The sequence below is a fragment of the Deltaproteobacteria bacterium genome, assembly GCA_021159305.1.
Taxonomy (GTDB): Bacteria; Campylobacterota_A; Desulfurellia; order JAGGSF01; family JAGGSF01; genus JAGGSF01.
Genome location: JAGGSB010000018.1, coordinates 1 through 14,807 on the forward strand (window position 1 = coordinate 1; position 14,807 = coordinate 14,807).

At 37.0% G+C, this 14,807-nt stretch carries 20 protein-coding genes, 1 tRNA gene and 1 other RNA gene; 6 read left to right on the forward strand and 16 right to left on the reverse strand.

What is annotated here, in order from left to right:
• The first annotated feature begins 17 nt into the window (after positions 1-17).
• Complete coding sequence (locus J7J10_01245) at positions 18-722, forward strand: ABC transporter ATP-binding protein (GenBank protein ID MCD6129569.1); 705 nt, start codon at positions 18-20, stop codon at positions 720-722.
• A 3-nt stretch (positions 723-725) separates the two neighbouring features.
• Here the strand turns inward: J7J10_01245 and J7J10_01250 are convergent, their stop codons facing one another.
• The gene (locus J7J10_01250) at positions 726-1,052 is read right to left on the reverse strand and encodes a hypothetical protein (GenBank protein MCD6129570.1); all 327 of its coding nucleotides are present in this window, start codon (positions 1,050-1,052) and stop codon (positions 726-728) included.
• Positions 1,053-1,115: 63 nt separating this feature from the next.
• Here J7J10_01250 and J7J10_01255 point away from each other — a divergent pair.
• The 4 genes from J7J10_01255 (at position 1,116) to J7J10_01270 (ending at position 3,089) form a co-directional block, all read left to right on the forward strand.
• Positions 1,116-1,188 (forward strand) — tRNA-Ile (locus J7J10_01255).
• A gap of 9 nt (positions 1,189-1,197) precedes the next feature.
• Positions 1,198-1,983 (forward strand): Nif3-like dinuclear metal center hexameric protein, encoded by a 786-nt coding sequence (locus tag J7J10_01260; protein ID MCD6129571.1) that lies wholly within the window; start codon positions 1,198-1,200, stop codon positions 1,981-1,983.
• Positions 1,976-2,692: a hypothetical protein gene (locus tag J7J10_01265; GenBank protein MCD6129572.1), complete on the forward strand. Its 717-nt coding sequence runs from the start codon at positions 1,976-1,978 to the stop codon at positions 2,690-2,692. The genes J7J10_01260 and J7J10_01265 overlap by 8 nt, the downstream gene beginning before the upstream one ends.
• A complete protein-coding gene (locus J7J10_01270) occupies positions 2,679-3,089 on the forward strand; it encodes a ribonuclease HI family protein (GenBank protein ID MCD6129573.1) in 411 nt (136 codons plus the stop codon). Before J7J10_01265 ends, J7J10_01270 begins: the two co-directional genes overlap by 14 nt.
• Here the strand turns inward: J7J10_01270 and rnpB are convergent.
• The 15 genes from rnpB to J7J10_01345 all read right to left on the reverse strand — a co-directional run bounded on the left by rnpB (position 3,079) and on the right by J7J10_01345 (position 14,156).
• Positions 3,079-3,455: RNase P RNA component class A (gene rnpB, locus J7J10_01275), an RNA gene on the reverse strand. The genes J7J10_01270 and rnpB overlap by 11 nt on opposite strands.
• A 23-nt stretch (positions 3,456-3,478) precedes the next feature.
• Positions 3,479-4,747, reverse strand: a complete 1,269-nt coding sequence (aroA, locus tag J7J10_01280; GenBank protein ID MCD6129574.1) for a 3-phosphoshikimate 1-carboxyvinyltransferase — start codon at positions 4,745-4,747, stop codon at positions 3,479-3,481.
• Positions 4,744-5,292: an LPS export ABC transporter periplasmic protein LptC gene (lptC, locus tag J7J10_01285; GenBank protein ID MCD6129575.1), complete on the reverse strand. Its 549-nt coding sequence runs from the start codon at positions 5,290-5,292 to the stop codon at positions 4,744-4,746. The genes aroA and lptC overlap by 4 nt, the downstream gene beginning before the upstream one ends.
• Positions 5,276-5,803, reverse strand: a complete 528-nt coding sequence (locus J7J10_01290) for an HAD hydrolase family protein (protein MCD6129576.1) — start codon at positions 5,801-5,803, stop codon at positions 5,276-5,278. The genes lptC and J7J10_01290 overlap by 17 nt, the downstream gene beginning before the upstream one ends.
• Complete coding sequence (locus tag J7J10_01295; protein MCD6129577.1) at positions 5,800-6,777, reverse strand: KpsF/GutQ family sugar-phosphate isomerase; 978 nt, start codon at positions 6,775-6,777, stop codon at positions 5,800-5,802. Before J7J10_01295 ends, J7J10_01290 begins: the two co-directional genes overlap by 4 nt.
• Positions 6,755-7,297 carry a tetratricopeptide repeat protein gene (locus J7J10_01300; GenBank protein MCD6129578.1) on the reverse strand — a complete coding sequence of 181 codons (543 nt, stop codon included), beginning with the start codon at positions 7,295-7,297 and terminating at the stop codon, positions 6,755-6,757. The genes J7J10_01295 and J7J10_01300 overlap by 23 nt, the downstream gene beginning before the upstream one ends.
• A gap of 16 nt (positions 7,298-7,313) precedes the next feature.
• Positions 7,314-7,577: an acylphosphatase gene (locus J7J10_01305; GenBank protein ID MCD6129579.1), complete on the reverse strand. Its 264-nt coding sequence runs from the start codon at positions 7,575-7,577 to the stop codon at positions 7,314-7,316.
• Between the two features lie 9 nt (positions 7,578-7,586).
• A complete protein-coding gene (locus tag J7J10_01310) occupies positions 7,587-8,405 on the reverse strand; it encodes an acetyl-CoA carboxylase carboxyltransferase subunit beta (GenBank protein MCD6129580.1) in 819 nt (272 codons plus the stop codon).
• Positions 8,395-9,681 (reverse strand): dihydroorotase, encoded by a 1,287-nt coding sequence (locus tag J7J10_01315; protein ID MCD6129581.1) that lies wholly within the window; start codon positions 9,679-9,681, stop codon positions 8,395-8,397. The genes J7J10_01310 and J7J10_01315 overlap by 11 nt, the downstream gene beginning before the upstream one ends.
• Complete coding sequence (gene gatB, locus J7J10_01320) at positions 9,678-11,099, reverse strand: Asp-tRNA(Asn)/Glu-tRNA(Gln) amidotransferase subunit GatB (protein MCD6129582.1); 1,422 nt, start codon at positions 11,097-11,099, stop codon at positions 9,678-9,680. Before gatB ends, J7J10_01315 begins: the two co-directional genes overlap by 4 nt.
• Positions 11,100-11,107: 8 nt before the next feature.
• The gene (locus J7J10_01325) at positions 11,108-11,755 is read right to left on the reverse strand and encodes a phosphoribosylglycinamide formyltransferase (protein MCD6129583.1); all 648 of its coding nucleotides are present in this window, start codon (positions 11,753-11,755) and stop codon (positions 11,108-11,110) included.
• The gene (gene purM, locus J7J10_01330) at positions 11,748-12,770 is read right to left on the reverse strand and encodes a phosphoribosylformylglycinamidine cyclo-ligase (GenBank protein ID MCD6129584.1); all 1,023 of its coding nucleotides are present in this window, start codon (positions 12,768-12,770) and stop codon (positions 11,748-11,750) included. Before purM ends, J7J10_01325 begins: the two co-directional genes overlap by 8 nt.
• 15 nt (positions 12,771-12,785) lie before the next feature.
• On the reverse strand, positions 12,786-13,172 hold the full coding sequence (locus tag J7J10_01335; GenBank protein MCD6129585.1) for a YtxH domain-containing protein: 387 nt from the start codon (positions 13,170-13,172) through the stop codon (positions 12,786-12,788).
• The gene (locus tag J7J10_01340; GenBank protein ID MCD6129586.1) at positions 13,169-13,627 is read right to left on the reverse strand and encodes a hypothetical protein; all 459 of its coding nucleotides are present in this window, start codon (positions 13,625-13,627) and stop codon (positions 13,169-13,171) included. Before J7J10_01340 ends, J7J10_01335 begins: the two co-directional genes overlap by 4 nt.
• A gap of 262 nt (positions 13,628-13,889) precedes the next feature.
• Positions 13,890-14,156 (reverse strand): hypothetical protein, encoded by a 267-nt coding sequence (locus J7J10_01345; GenBank protein ID MCD6129587.1) that lies wholly within the window; start codon positions 14,154-14,156, stop codon positions 13,890-13,892.
• An 89-nt stretch (positions 14,157-14,245) separates the two neighbouring features.
• On the opposite strand from J7J10_01345, the gene lexA reads away from it, so the two are divergent.
• Positions 14,246-14,807, forward strand: a 562-nt coding sequence (gene lexA, locus J7J10_01350) for a transcriptional repressor LexA (protein ID MCD6129588.1), incomplete at its 3' end; no start/stop codon positions are given.

Genomic DNA, 14,807 nt, shown 5'->3' on the forward strand with positions numbered 1-14,807 from the left:
CTACTTAGGAGAATCCTATGCTCAAGGTAAATAATATAGATGTTTATTATGGAGAGGTTCAAGCCTTATGGGAAGTCTCCCTTGAAGTGAATGAAGGAGAATATGTTGCTCTATTGGGAGCCAATGGTGCCGGTAAAACTACCACCTTAAATACCATCTCCGGACTATTGCGACCAAAAAGGGGAAACATTGAATTTTTGGGACAGGACCTTAGTCATGTTCCAGCCTATAAAACTGCTGAGATGGGCATTGCCCATGTTCCTGAAGCAAGGCGACTGTTCCAAGAGATGACAGTTAAAGAAAACCTGATAATGGGTTCCCTACCCCAAAAAGCGAAAAAGAAAAGAAAAGAAAGTATAGATTGGGTATTTACACTCTTTCCCAGGTTAAAAGAGAGACAACACCAGGAAGCAGGAACCTTAAGCGGTGGAGAGCAACAAATGTTAGCCATAGGTAGAGGATTGATGTTGCACCCTAAATTACTTATGTTAGACGAACCCTCCTTAGGATTAGCGCCTTTTTTGGTGGATGAGGTATTTAAAATCATTAAAAAAGTTAATGAGGAAGGTATCACCATTCTGTTGGTAGAACAAAATGTAGTGCATGCTTTAAGCTCATGCACAAAAGCCTATATCTTAGAAAACGGCAGGATAACCCTTCAGGGCAAAGGCAAAGACCTACTCAACAACGAACATATCAAAAAAGTTTACTTAGGCATCTGAAGATTAACTCTTCAATGCCTCTATGACCTTCTGTTTTATACGTATAAACCAATCCCACCCTATTACGGATGTGATTATTCTTAATTCACCATTTTTTTTTACACGATACAAAATCACATAAGGCTCATCATGATCTCTATTTTCTAACATACACTCTTCATAAAAGAGAATTAAACTACCTATCTCTAACTTGGCAAAATTACCTCTTATTAATACTTCTCCTCTGAATGCGTCTTTGCCCACCTTTTCATTATTTATTCCCTCTATTTTCATCGCCCATGACAGTCTTTTTCTATCAGTCGTATTCGGAACAAGCACCTCTACTCTCATTATCTAAATTATACAAAACTCAGCTAACTTGACAAGCACATAAAATTGTATATCATGGACAGCGGGCCCGTAGCTCAGTTGGCAGAGCCACCGGCTCATAACCGGTTGGTCCCAGGTTCGAGTCCTGGCGGGCCCACTAATTATTATGAAGATTTCTTCTTTAGCGTCGCTTTTAGAGAATTATTTTCCTTCAGAATTGGCATTGAAAAATGATAATCCCGGTTTACAGGTAGGCAATTTCAACAATGAGATAAAAGGTATTCTCTTATCGTTAGATGTTTATCTTTCCACTATAGGTGAGGCAAAAGAAAAAAACTGCAATTTGATTATTTCTCATCATCCACTCCTCTTTTTTTCTACCAAGAAAATAAATACTTCAGTCTATCCTTATAATGCTGTACAAAAAGCCATTCAAAACGATATAACCCTCTATGCTATTCATACCAACGCAGACATAGCCGATGGAGGTTTAAATGACTATTTATGTAAAATTTTAGGCATCAACCGTGTGGAAAAAATACCGCCGGACAATCTAATAAGATATGGTACTCTACCAAGACCCATGAAATTAATAGAGTTGTGTGAACATATAAGGAAGAAACTGCATGTACCACATATTAAATATGTAGGAGAGAAAAACAAATATGTGAAAGATGCGGCTGTCTGTAGCGGAAGTTGCGGAGATATGTTATGGAATTTGAACGGAGAATTCGATGTTTTCATAACAGGTGACATCAAGCATCACACAGCTATCTACGCCAAAGAGAGGGATATCAAACTGATAGATGCCACACACTTCTCAACGGAACTGATATTCAAAGACCTGTTAGACGAAATACTCAAAAAACACATAGGAAATATTCCTATTTTAAAGAGCAAACATGATAGTTTGCCCTGGAAATACTTTACTAAAGGAGGCAACGTTGAATAAAGATGTACAAGAACTCTTAAAGGTTCAAAAATTGGACAAAGAAATCGTAAAGTTAAACGGAGAAATCGAAAAATTGCAGAAGAAAGCAGAAGAAAAAGAGATAAAAGTAAAATTACAAACAAATAATGTAGAATCTCTGCGCAAGGATGTGCAAGAATTATTAAAAGATAAGAAATTTAAAGATGAACTTTTAAATGAAAGCGTAGAGAATTTAAAGAAATTAGAAGAAAAAACAAAGAGTGTAACTACAGAAAAACAACTCAGTGCGATAAATACAGAAATAGAAATTTCCAAAACCAACGAAGATATGTTAGAAGAAAAATTGCTAAGTATAATAGGATCTATTGAAGAAAAGAAAAAAAGTGTTCAGGAAGCAGAAACATCTTTAAATAGTGCCCAAAAAGAAATGGATGCACTTAAACAAACAACGGAGAGAAACATAAATCAAATAAACAAAAATATCAATGAAATAAAGAAAAGAAAAAAAATATTGTATAAAAATATCGATGTAAAAATCATCAAAAGATACGAGGAACTAAACAGGTGGACAAAGGGTACAAGTATTGTTCCTGTAAAACAGGGAGCATGCTATGGTTGTTTTATGAAAATCACACCTCAAACCCTTACCACAGTGAAAGAAACAGATGAAATAGTATTTTGTCCCAACTGTGGAAGGATCCTATATTATCCTGAAAATGAAGAAGAATAAAAAACTAACTATAAATACAGACGGATCATCCCTTTCTAATCCTGGACCAGCAGGAATAGGAATCGTTGTTTATAATGATCAAAACGATATAATAGAGAAAATAAGTAAGTATATTGGGAAAGCAACAAACAATGTCGCTGAATATAAAGCACTAATAGAAGCCCTAAATTTTGCCAAAGATTTTGGAGCAGATGAAGTAAGGGTAAAATCGGATTCAGAACTTGTGGTAAGACAGGTCAATGGAAGCTATATGGTCAAAGATAAAAAATTAAAAATACTACTAAAGGAAGTTCTCAATTTAATAGAAAATTTTTCTACATTTTCCATTATACACATACCAAGAGAAGAAAATAAGATGGCAGATAATTTAGCAAAACGAGCAGCGGTGTTAGAGTAGGTCATAAGCCGGGTTCTGTACCTTAATAAAAAGGTGGTAGCCATTTATCTAGAGTTGACAGTTACCTGCCACTTCAAGCGACCTACCCGAGAACATAGGACGGACACGCCTTTCGTTCTCCTACTCGGTCTTGCTCCAGAAGGGGTTTACCATGCGGTATATATCACTACATACCCGGTGAGCTCTTACCTCACCTTTTCACCCTTACCCTGTGAAATGGCAACTTTGCCTATTTCATGGGGCGGTATCTTTTCTGTGGCACTTTCCTTAAGATCACTCTCACTGGGTGTTATCCAGCTTCCTGCCCGTAGGAGCCCGGACTTTCCTCTACTTCTATTAAGAAATAGCGGCTACCTGACCTACTTTAACATTATAACCTATATTCCTATTTAAGAAATAGTCAAGTCAGTTAAATGTTTAAAAAACATAGGATAAGATGTATCAATAGATGAAGTATCATCAAGAACAATATTATCTTTAGAAACAAGAGAAGCAATAGCAAAAGACATTGCTATCCGATGATCATAATATGTATTTATCTTTCCTCCCGTTAATCTTCCTCCTTCTATTATTATTCCATCTGGCAACTCTTCACATTTTATCCCTATATGACTTAGATTTTCCACCATCGCCTTTATGCGATCACACTCCTTATATCGCAATTCAGAAGCATCTTTAATTATTGTTTTTCCATCAGCACAGGAGGCCAGGATGCAAATTATAGGAATCTCATCAATGATACGGGGAATAATACTCCCTTCCAAAGAAACACCTCTGATGTGCGGAGAATAACAGACAACTACCTCTCCTATTTTTTCTCCGTTTATTTCTCTGCTATTTCTTATTTCAAATTCTACATTCATCATCCGAAATACATCCAAGATACCTGCACGTGTTGGATTTAACACTATATCTTCAAATAAAACCTGCGAACGAGGAACTAAGGCCGCAGTCACCATAAAGTAAGCAGCTGAAGAAATATCCGCTCCGATCTCTATATAACCTGGCGAATGCAGAATTCTATTTGAGCCTAAGCTAATCAAACAATCTACACATTCTACATCCACATTCATACTCTTCAGCATTATTTCGGTGTGATTTCGCGAAGGAAGAGGTTCTTTTATCTCTACCTCCCCCTGAGAAAATAGCCCTGCCAAAAGTATGGCCGATTTAACTTGAGCACTGGCTACAGGCATCTCATACCTTATACCATTTAACGGGCATTTCCCCCTTATAACCAGTGGAGGAATTGCTCCATTTTCTCTTCCATCAATCATTGCTCCCATCATACGCAAGGGCTGTACAATTCTTTTCATTGGCCTTTTTCTCAACGACTCATCGCCGGTGAAAATAGTCAGAAAATTTGCACCCGAAACCAGCCCTGCCAAAAGGCGCATACCTGTGCCAGAATTCCCCAAATTCAGAACATCCTCTGGCTCTCTTAATGAAAATTTTCCCTTGCCTTCAACGACAACATATTCATCTTTTTGCCCTATACTTACACCCAACATCTGTAAGGCACGCATAGTGCAATCTATATCCCTGGAGTTAAGGAGATGCTTAATGTATGTTTTACCTTCTGCAATGGAGGAAAGAATCAGCGCACGCTGAGAAATAGACTTATCCGAACCAACCCTAATTTTACCTTTAAACATCATCTTATCCACACATCCACATCATGATAAATATACAACATATCATTTTTACGCTTGTATTTGAACCCCACGCCACTCAGGTCTATCTCTCCTTGAAATGTCACCTTGCCTAAACCAGAAAGTTCATCTTTACCACTATTCCAATTTGCCTTTTCCGTCTTTATTGTAAAGTTTTTACCTCTTGCTGTAACATTCCCGTCAAGTTGAACATTTCTTTCCTTGTCTGCCCTTGCTGCTTTCGCCATAATCAGAATATCGCCATATTTTTTGGTAGGATGTCTCAGCTGCACATCACGGAAGAGATAAATATCCCCTTTATAAATTTTCATCTCTTTTGCCTTTAAGACATACTTCAAGCCTTCTTTGTTCACAATTTGCTTGTAGTTCACATCTTTTACCGTACCAACAACATTTGCCAAATTTTGCTTTGTTTTATTCAAGATAAACGGTTTCTTTTTTATGAGAGAGATTAAAATAAACAATGCACAAACAACAACAAACAAATAAAAAATTATTCTAAAAATGGTTAATTTATTCCGATACTCCACAAGTATATCTCTGCAGCAGCTTTTCCCACAGCCCCTTACTTTTAAGGATAAGTTTTAAAATGTCTCTCACCGCACCCTTTCCCCCGTCATAAGGAGATATATAATCTGCTCTTCCTTTAACCTCTTCTGCCGCATCACAAGGCGCAGCTGAAAAAGCACAGACAAGCATCGGAGGTATATCTATAAGATCATCTCCGATATAAGCCATTTCATTCTCGCTCACTTTAAATTTTTCTTTTATTATATTCAGCGACTTTATTTTATCTCGCTGATTCTGTAATACAAAGTGTATACCAGTCGCCCGTGCTCTTCTGTCTGTTACCTTAGAATATCTTCCAGACACCCATACAATCTTCAGGCCTGCATCAACAGCCAAATGAATAAGATGTCCATCTTTCACATCAAAAAATTTTTGTTCTTTGCCTTCTTCATCAATAATAATGCTACCATTTGTCAACACACCATCCACATCTATAACAATAAGCTTTATGTTTTTTAAGTCTTTTATCATAATACCCCAGCTCTTAAGATATCATGCAGGTGAATTACCCCTTTTACATGTTTTTCTCTGTTTACGATTACTAAACTGGTAATAGAAAAACTCTGCATTATAGCTGCTGCTTTTACCGCTAAGGCATCTATCTCTACTGTTTTAGGATTCTCCGTCATAATACACTCTGCTTTCAAGTTAAATAATCTCGCTCCCTTTTGTTCTATCGCCCGTCTAAGATCACCATCAGTTATTACACCATCTAATCTACCTTCTTTGTCTATTACACAAGTCATGCCCAGTCCTTTAGAACTTATCTCATAGATCGCATCTTTCACAGGGGTTTCTTCGAAAATTACAGGTATCTCTCTTTCTGTATGCATCAAATCTTCAACCCTTAATAACAACTTTTTTCCCAGCGTACCACCAGGATGAAGCAAGGCGAAATCGTCCTTCGTAAAACCTCTCATTGTAATAAGACCTACAGCCAGGGCATCTCCAACCGATAAAGCAGCAACAGTAGAAGCAGTAGGAATTACATCTATTGGTCCACATTCACTATCTACAGATGCATTTATCACTACATCGGATTTTCTCGCCAAATAGGAATGTGCATTATTGCCCACTATAGAAATTACAGGAACCATAAACCGTTTAAGTGTAGGCAAAAGAAAGTTCAGCTCCGGCGTATTGCCGCTCTTGGAAACAAACATAGCTACATCGTCCCTTGTTATTATGCCCAAGTCTCCATGTGCAGCATCCACCGAATGTACAAATATCGCGGGAGTTCCTGTTGAAGCAAAGGTAGACGCAATCTTCTTAGCAACAATACCAGACTTGCCTACACCAGAAAGAATAACCCGTCCTTTGCATTTAATAAGAATTTCCAACGCCTGCACATAACTCTCATCCACCCCTTCTGCCAGTTTTTCTAACGCATCTCTTTCTACAAATATTGCCTTCTTTATTGTACTAAGAATCTCTTTTCTTTCCATTTTTTTTCTGCACAAGTGTTAATATTCTTTTAGAAATCTCATTTTGAAGAGGATTAATAGATAAAGATTGTTCATAGTGATTTATTGCTCGTTCAATATCCCCCAATTTCTCGTACATCTTCCCCAACAGATGATGATTTTCCGCAGATCGAGGATTCAAATAAACTGCCGCTTCCAATTCCGCCCGAGCTACATTTGCCTCTCCTGTTTCAATATAAGCTCGAGCCAAAAATTCATTATCCATATACCACTCAACATCTATATTTCTCTCCTCCCAAGCTCCTTCGACGAGTGATCCACAAATCTTTTCCTTTTCTTCTTCGGTAGCAAACATGGCAAGCTTAAATACCTCTAACGCCTCACTAAATCCGTCTTGTATTGCGTCTATACACACAATCCCCAATTTAGCCGTTACATTAAATGGCTCTTCTAAAAGTGCCATTTCAAACATCATCTTCGCATTCTCCAAATCCTGTTTGAGAAACTTATCGATAGCTTTTTCCATCATCGGACGCTTCATGAATATCTCCTTCCTATTAAAAGATAATAGAAAAATCCTTAAGATTGCAATTTGTATCCGTTACATCAATATCTTTAACCAATGCAGACGGAGGGCCTTTAAAACATTGCCCTATTACCTCCTCTACATCTTTCTTTTCTCCGCAGAGAACAGCATTTACATTTCTATTCGGTGAATTTTTCACATATCCTTTTATATTTTTTTCAAAAGCCAACTGTCTTAACCAATACCTATAGCCTACTCCCTGCACCAAGCCTTTTATGACCAGCTTCTTACACACCATTTTAGCTCAATAAACAACATTTTTATTGAAATATCGCAGCAATTTCCCTATCGTTTCTGGAATATCTTTTCTCTCCACTATCATATCTATCATGCCATGTTCCAATAAGAATTCTGTTCGCTGAAAACCTTCAGGCAAGGTACGTCCTATGGTTTGCTTAATGACCCTCGGTCCAGCAAAACCAATAAGGGCTTTAGGTTCAGCTATAATCACATCACCCAACATAGCAAAGCTGGCACTCACCCCTGCTGTTGTAGGATCGGCAAGAACAGATATATAGGGAATGCCCTTTTTAGAAAGTTTATTTAAAACAGCACTGGTTCTTGCCATTTGCATCAACGAAAGGATGCCTTCCTGCATACGAGCACCGCCAGAAGAAGAAATAATAACTAATCCTATACTCTTTGTAATTGCCTTCTCCGCTGCCCTTACGATTTTTTCTCCAGTAGCGTAACCCATGCTTCCACCTAAAAAATTGAAATCCAGGGCAACAAGAACCGCAGGCTCACCACATATCTTGCAGAAACCACATATCACAGCCTCTTTATTCCCTGTCTTTTCTTTTGCTTCAGACAACCTCTGTTTATAAGGTTTAAGATCAACGAAATTCAGAGGATCTTTAGAATATATCTGGGTATCAAATTCTTTAAATATTCCTTCATCCGCCGTTATCCCTACTCTGTGTCGAGCAGAAATCCTGAAATAATTCCCGCACTTTGGGCAAACCCATAGATTTTCCTTAACATCATCAATGTAAATTGTCTCTTTGCAGGACTTACACTGAACAAATCTATTATCTTCTTCTTTCTTTTTCTTAAAAATCATTCTTCCTCTCATATGTAATCTCACCTTTATACATTGTGTAGTAAATTTGCCCTTTCAAGTTCTTATTATGAAACGGCGTATTTCTTCCTTTAGATACAAATTTTTCTCTGTTTACCGTCCATTTTTCGTTTAAATCTATTACCGTTATGTTAGCAAAGTCTCCCTTGCTCAATGTGCCTCGAGAAAGGTGATAAACAATCGATGGCTTGTAAGTCATAAGAGCTATCAACTCTGGCAAAGAAACAATCTTTTTCTCTACTAAATATGTATTTAGGACGGCAAATGCCGTTTCTAAGCCAGATATACCAAACGCTGCATTCGACATTGTAGTTTCCTTACTCTTTTCATCATGAGGAGCATGGTCTGTGGCTAAAGCATCCACTATGCCCTCCTTAACTGCTTCCTGTAAACTTTCCACATCTTCTTCGGTCCTTAAAGGCGGATTAACCTTAGCCTGCGTATTGAAACCATCCGTTTCTTTTTCTGTCAAGCTCAAATGATGTGGTGTTACCTCACAGGTAATGTTCAACCCATCCTGTTTCGCTCGCTCAATAATCCTTATTGATTCTTTTGTGCTTACATGACACACATGAATATGTCCACCTGTATGTCTTAATACTTCTACATCTCTGGCTATTATTGCCGATTCACTACAATTGGATATTCCCGGAAGACCCATCTTCGTAGAATAATAACCTTCATTTATCACGCCACCCGAAGAGAGGTTTATGTCTTCCTCATGCAAGGTAATCGGCACATTTAAAGGCTTTGAATAAACAAGAACTTGTTGCAATACAAAAGCATCCATAACGGGCATTCCATCATCAGAAAATGCTACACATCCTGCATCCTTTAGGGTGTAAAAATCAACGAAATCCTGCCCTTCCTCCCCCTTGGTAATTGCTCCAATAGGAAATATGTCGCACAAACCAATTTCTTTAGCCTTTTTCATAATATAATAACTAACCAACGAATTGTCATTTACCGGATTTGTATTGGGCATACAACAGACTGTTGTAAAGCCTCCCTTAACTGCAGTTTTGCTTCCCGAATATAAATCCTCCTTCTGTGTAAAGCCAGGATCACGAAAATGAACATGTATGTCCACAAAGCCCGGGCATACGACCTTTCCCGTTGCATCTATTATCCTGTCTGCTTTTGTCTCCCCGTGAGGAACTACCGCCTCTATTTTCTCACCATTTACTACCACATCGCATATCTCATCCCTCTTATTATAAGGATCAATAACTCTTCCACCCTTTATAACCGTGATCATCTTAATTTTTCCAATAGTATTTTGTTTACCAACTGCGGGTTTGCCTTTCCTCCTGTTTTTTTCATCACCTGTCCTGCTAAAAACCCCATAACATTTTTTCTACCCTTTTTATACTTATCCACAACATCAGGGTTCTCCTCCACTACCCTGCACACTATTTCTGTAATCTTGCTTTCATCTTTGATCTGCACCAACCCCTTTTTCTGCACGATATCCCCTGCACTTTTATTTGTTTCCCACATTTCTGCAAACACAGACTTGGCTATTTTCCCTGATATTGTCCCTTCGTCCACAAGTTTTAAAAGTTCCGCCACCTGACGGGGTTTCATGTCCACATCACCAATTTCTTTTCCTTCCTTATTCAAATATGCCAAAAACTCCGACAACATCCAGTTAGCTATCTGCTCATACCCTTGAAAGCTCTCGCATATATTCTCAAAATAGTCGGCCAATTCATTTGATTCGGTAAGTATGGATGCTTTTTCTGGGGACAGTCCATAGTCTTTTACAAATCTCTTTTCTTTCTCATCCGGCAATTCAGGCATATCCGTTTTTACCCTTTCAACCCATTTCTCATCTATGAGAAGGGGAACTAAATCCGGTTCAGGAAAATAACGATATTCATAAGCCTCTTCTTTGCTGCGCATAGATCGCGTAATATTCTCCTTTTCATCCCATAATCTTGTTTCCTGAACAATTTGCCCGCCGTTTTGGATTAAAGCAACCTGCCTTCTAATTTCATACGATAATGCCTTTTCCACATGTTTAAAAGAATTTATATTCTTGACTTCTACCTTTGTACCCAATTTTTCCTCAGCTTTTTCCCTTACTGATACATTCGCATCACATCTCATACTACCTTCTTCCATATTCCCATTGCTTATCTTTAAGTATCTCACCAGGGTTCTTATCTTCCTTAAGTATTTCCCCGCTTCTTCTGGTGTGCGCAGATCCGGTTCACTCACAATTTCCAAAAGAGGAACACCTGCTCGATTAAAATCCACGAAACTTACATCCCTTTGATGAATCAGCTTTCCTGCATCTTCCTCCATATGTGCTCGAACAAGTCCTATCTTCTTTCTTCCCTCAGGTAAGTCTATCTCTATAAAACCACCTTTTACAATAGGCAATTCATACTGAGAAACTTGATATCCTTTAGGCAAATCCGGGTAAAAATAATTTTTCCTGGCAAAACGGGAAAACTTGCTTATTTTAGAATGGGCAGCAATACCAAACCGCAAAGCAAACTCCACCACCTCTTTATTCAAAACAGGCAAAACACCAGGCATGCCCAGGCATACGGGACAAGTATGCGTGTTTGGCGAATCACCAAATTCTGTACTACAACTGCAGAATATCTTCGTTTTTGTTGACAGCTGAACATGCACTTCCAAACCAATTACCGATTCAAACTCCATTTTCTCCTCTACAAGCTTGGGTTTATTAAAACATTCTGGTCAAATCTTTCATCTTTTATTTTGACTTTATTCTCTGTTATCTCCAGTTTCCCCTCCACATACATCTTTATTGCCTTTGGATATATTTTATGTTCATATTGAAGTATGCGTTGTGACAATGTATCTTCCGTATCCTCCACATAAACAGGTACTACTGCTTGAATAATAATGGGACCTTCATCTACTTTTTCCGTAACAAAATGAACCGTACACCCGGAAAACCTTACCCCAGAATCTACTGCCTGCCTCTGCGCCTGAAGTCCAGCAAATGCAGGAAGAAGGGCAGGATGAATGTTCATAATTCTCCATTTAAAGTGCTTTACAAAATATGAAGAAAGAACTCTCATAAAGCCAGCAAGAACTATCAAATCTATATTAAAATTCTCCAATATCTCTATTAATTTTTCTTCATACTCTTTTTTATTAGAAAAATCTTTAGCTTCCAAAATCTTTGTTTCTATTTTATATTTCTTTGCTCTAACCAGACCATAAGCATCTTTGTTATCGCTTATAACAACAACAATTTTTGCTCCCTTAACATAACCTGTTTCTATACTTCTTATAATAGATTCCAGATTTGTGCCTCGACCGGAAATCAAAACGGCAATCTTACACAATCCGGACATTTCCACTTCCTTTCTCTATATATCCTATAATCTTACAACCATAATTCATTTTTCTCCATAAATCCATAGTCTTATCCGTATCCTCTTTTCTTACAACCACTACCATACCTATGCCCATATTAAAAACATTGAACATTTCTTTTTCTTCCATACTCCCCCATTCTTTTATGAGGTGAAAAATAGGAGGGGTAGGAATATCATTTTTCTTTACTACCATATCCACATTGGAAGGCAAAATACGGGGGATATTACCATAGAATCCTCCTCCCGTTATATGAGCAATGCATTTTATCTTAATACCATTCTTCTTTGCCTTCAAAATAGGCTTTACATAAATCATGGTGGGCTTTAGCAGTTCTTCTCCAATCGTAAAAGTTAAATCTTCTATATATGTATCTACTCTCATCTTCATCTTTTCAAAGACAATTTTTCTTATTAGAGAATAGCCATTGCTATGCAATCCAGAGGAAAAAAGACCCACTACAACATCTCCTTCTTCCGCATCTTCCCTTATTATTTCGGCTTTCCTTGCAATGCCTATGCAAAAACCACCCAAATCGTATTCACCGTCTCTGTACATATCTGGCATCTCTGCCGTTTCACCACCAGAAAGAGAACAATTTGCATCCCTCAATCCATTCACTATTCCTTTCATTATATCTTCTAATATACAATCATCCAATCTACTAAATGAAATATAGTCCGAAAATAAGACAGGCTGTGCACCGGAGGTAATTATATCATTCACATTCATAGCCACTAAATCTATTCCTACCGTGTTGTGCCTGCCCATCATACATGCTATTTTCAGTTTTGTACCCACGCCGTCTGCAGATGTAGCCAGAGAAACATCTTCACACCCAAAATTTCCTAAATTATAGAGACTGCAAAACTTCCCTATAGAACTTGAAAAAGGTAGATCTTCAGCTAATTTCCTAATCACTCCGACAAAATTCTGACCTCTTCTAATGTCTACCCCGGCTTCTTTATATGTCAATTTAGCCACTATTTATCTCTGTCTCTACAACGCTTCCTCTTTAGTGGTTTCTTCCTCTTTAAGTCGAGCCTTAATCTCCTTTAACCTTTCTTTTTCTTCTTGGATTGCCTTCCTCGCCTCTTCGATATTTTTCAGAATGCTTTCTTTTCGAGTTTCAACAACTTCTTTACCCTTTTCCAGGAGTTCTTTTGTGCCATCTACAATCTTCGATGTCAGATTAGTAATATTTTCTTCTAAATTTTCCTTTTGTTTTAACAAATTTTCTTGTCCTTTTTTAGCATATTCAGAAATACTTTTACGCATCTCTTCGCCAGTCTTGGGTGTAAGCAAAAATGCCGCTACTATTCCTACTACAGTGCCAGAGATAAACCCTGCAAAGAAACATCCTGCGCCACTACTTTCATCACTCATAATTTCCTCCTTTTTGAAACAATGCTTAAAATTTTCTCTATTCCTGACAATGCTGCTATCACAACATCTACATACTCCTCTGCGCTTCGTGCCCTCCGTGAAAAGAAATTTATATGCGTATTCACTTCATCTCTTAAATCAGATAGTGTTTTTTTGTAATCTGTCGTAGTCTCTTTTATCTTATTTGAAGTATCATCCACCACATCACTGACTGAATCAGCAATCTTTTTAAGATTAGTAGAAACATCTTTTACCACATCTGTTATTTCTCCTGCTTTAAAAGAAACCTCTTTAATCCTATATATTTCCGGCTCAATCTCTTTTCTTATCTTTTCAATTTTTTGCAAACTACTATTAACAAAATACTTCGCGACAAAAAGCTTTAAAATACTTATCACCACCAAAATAATCATACAAATCGCTATTATAAGTAGCGAAACATTCATTGTTTCCATCTTTCCCCCTTTTTTTCCGCATTTGTTGTATTATTATACCTGTAAAAAAACAGCAAATCAAGCAAACACCTCTGGTGTTTGCTTGCAACTGTCATAGACAGTTGTCAATACAAACTCATTCCTATTCCATACATCTTATTGTAAATGGTGAATTCAACTCATAAGCTTCTCCTTTCTGATGTTGGTTAGAAAAAGCTTACAATACAGCAGTTAGCTCTTTTAACCAACTCTACTTTGAGTTGCACTTATGAGTTGAATTCACCTATGTTTTTTGTTTCAATTTTATTAAATCTTGTGGTGTGTTCGAAGTTGAAAAATCGATCTTATTTTGTATCAGAAAACCAAGTAGTAAAGAAACTTCTTTTATGTTCAATCTGAATCTGTTGTCAATTTCATGCAACTTCTCAGGTATAACATGGAAATCTTCAAAAAGAATCATATATAGGGCATAAATAAAACCTTTCTGAACAACTAAATTTTTTATATTACTTATTATTGTTTTTGTATCTCTGATTTTAACTTCTACCATAATTAATGTGGATAAATTTACTATTGATTTTCTATTTTCTTTCTATTATACTATAGATGTACTATTAATAACAGGTAAGGTCAAGCATTATGCTCACAAAAAGACAAAAACAAGTTTTAGATTTTATATCCTCATATCACAAAAAGAAAGGATATGCCCCTTCTTTGGAAGAAATACGCAAAAAATTTAAACTTGCCTCTGTTTCTACTGCCCATTTTCATGTTAAAAAATTACAAGATTTAGGATTTATAAATAAACAAGACAATAAGCCAAGATCAATCAATGTTTGCGAAAATGAAAAAATGGTTAATATACCATTACTTGGTTTAATTGCGGCTGGTCAACCAATTGAAGCAATACAAGACAAAGAAACAATAGCTATACCAAAAAGTAAAATATCTCATGGGGGTAAATTTTATGTTCTGCGAGTGGTTGGTGACAGCATGATTGATGAAAATATAAATGACGGCGATTTAATTTTAGTTAAACAACAAGATACTGCAGAAAATGGCCAAAAGGTAGTTGCACTAATTGATAATTATGAGGCTACCTTAAAAAAGTTTTATAAAGAAAAAAATTATATAAGATTACAGCCAGCAAATAAAAATATTGAACCAATTATTATAAAAAGAGATAGAGAGATAACTATAC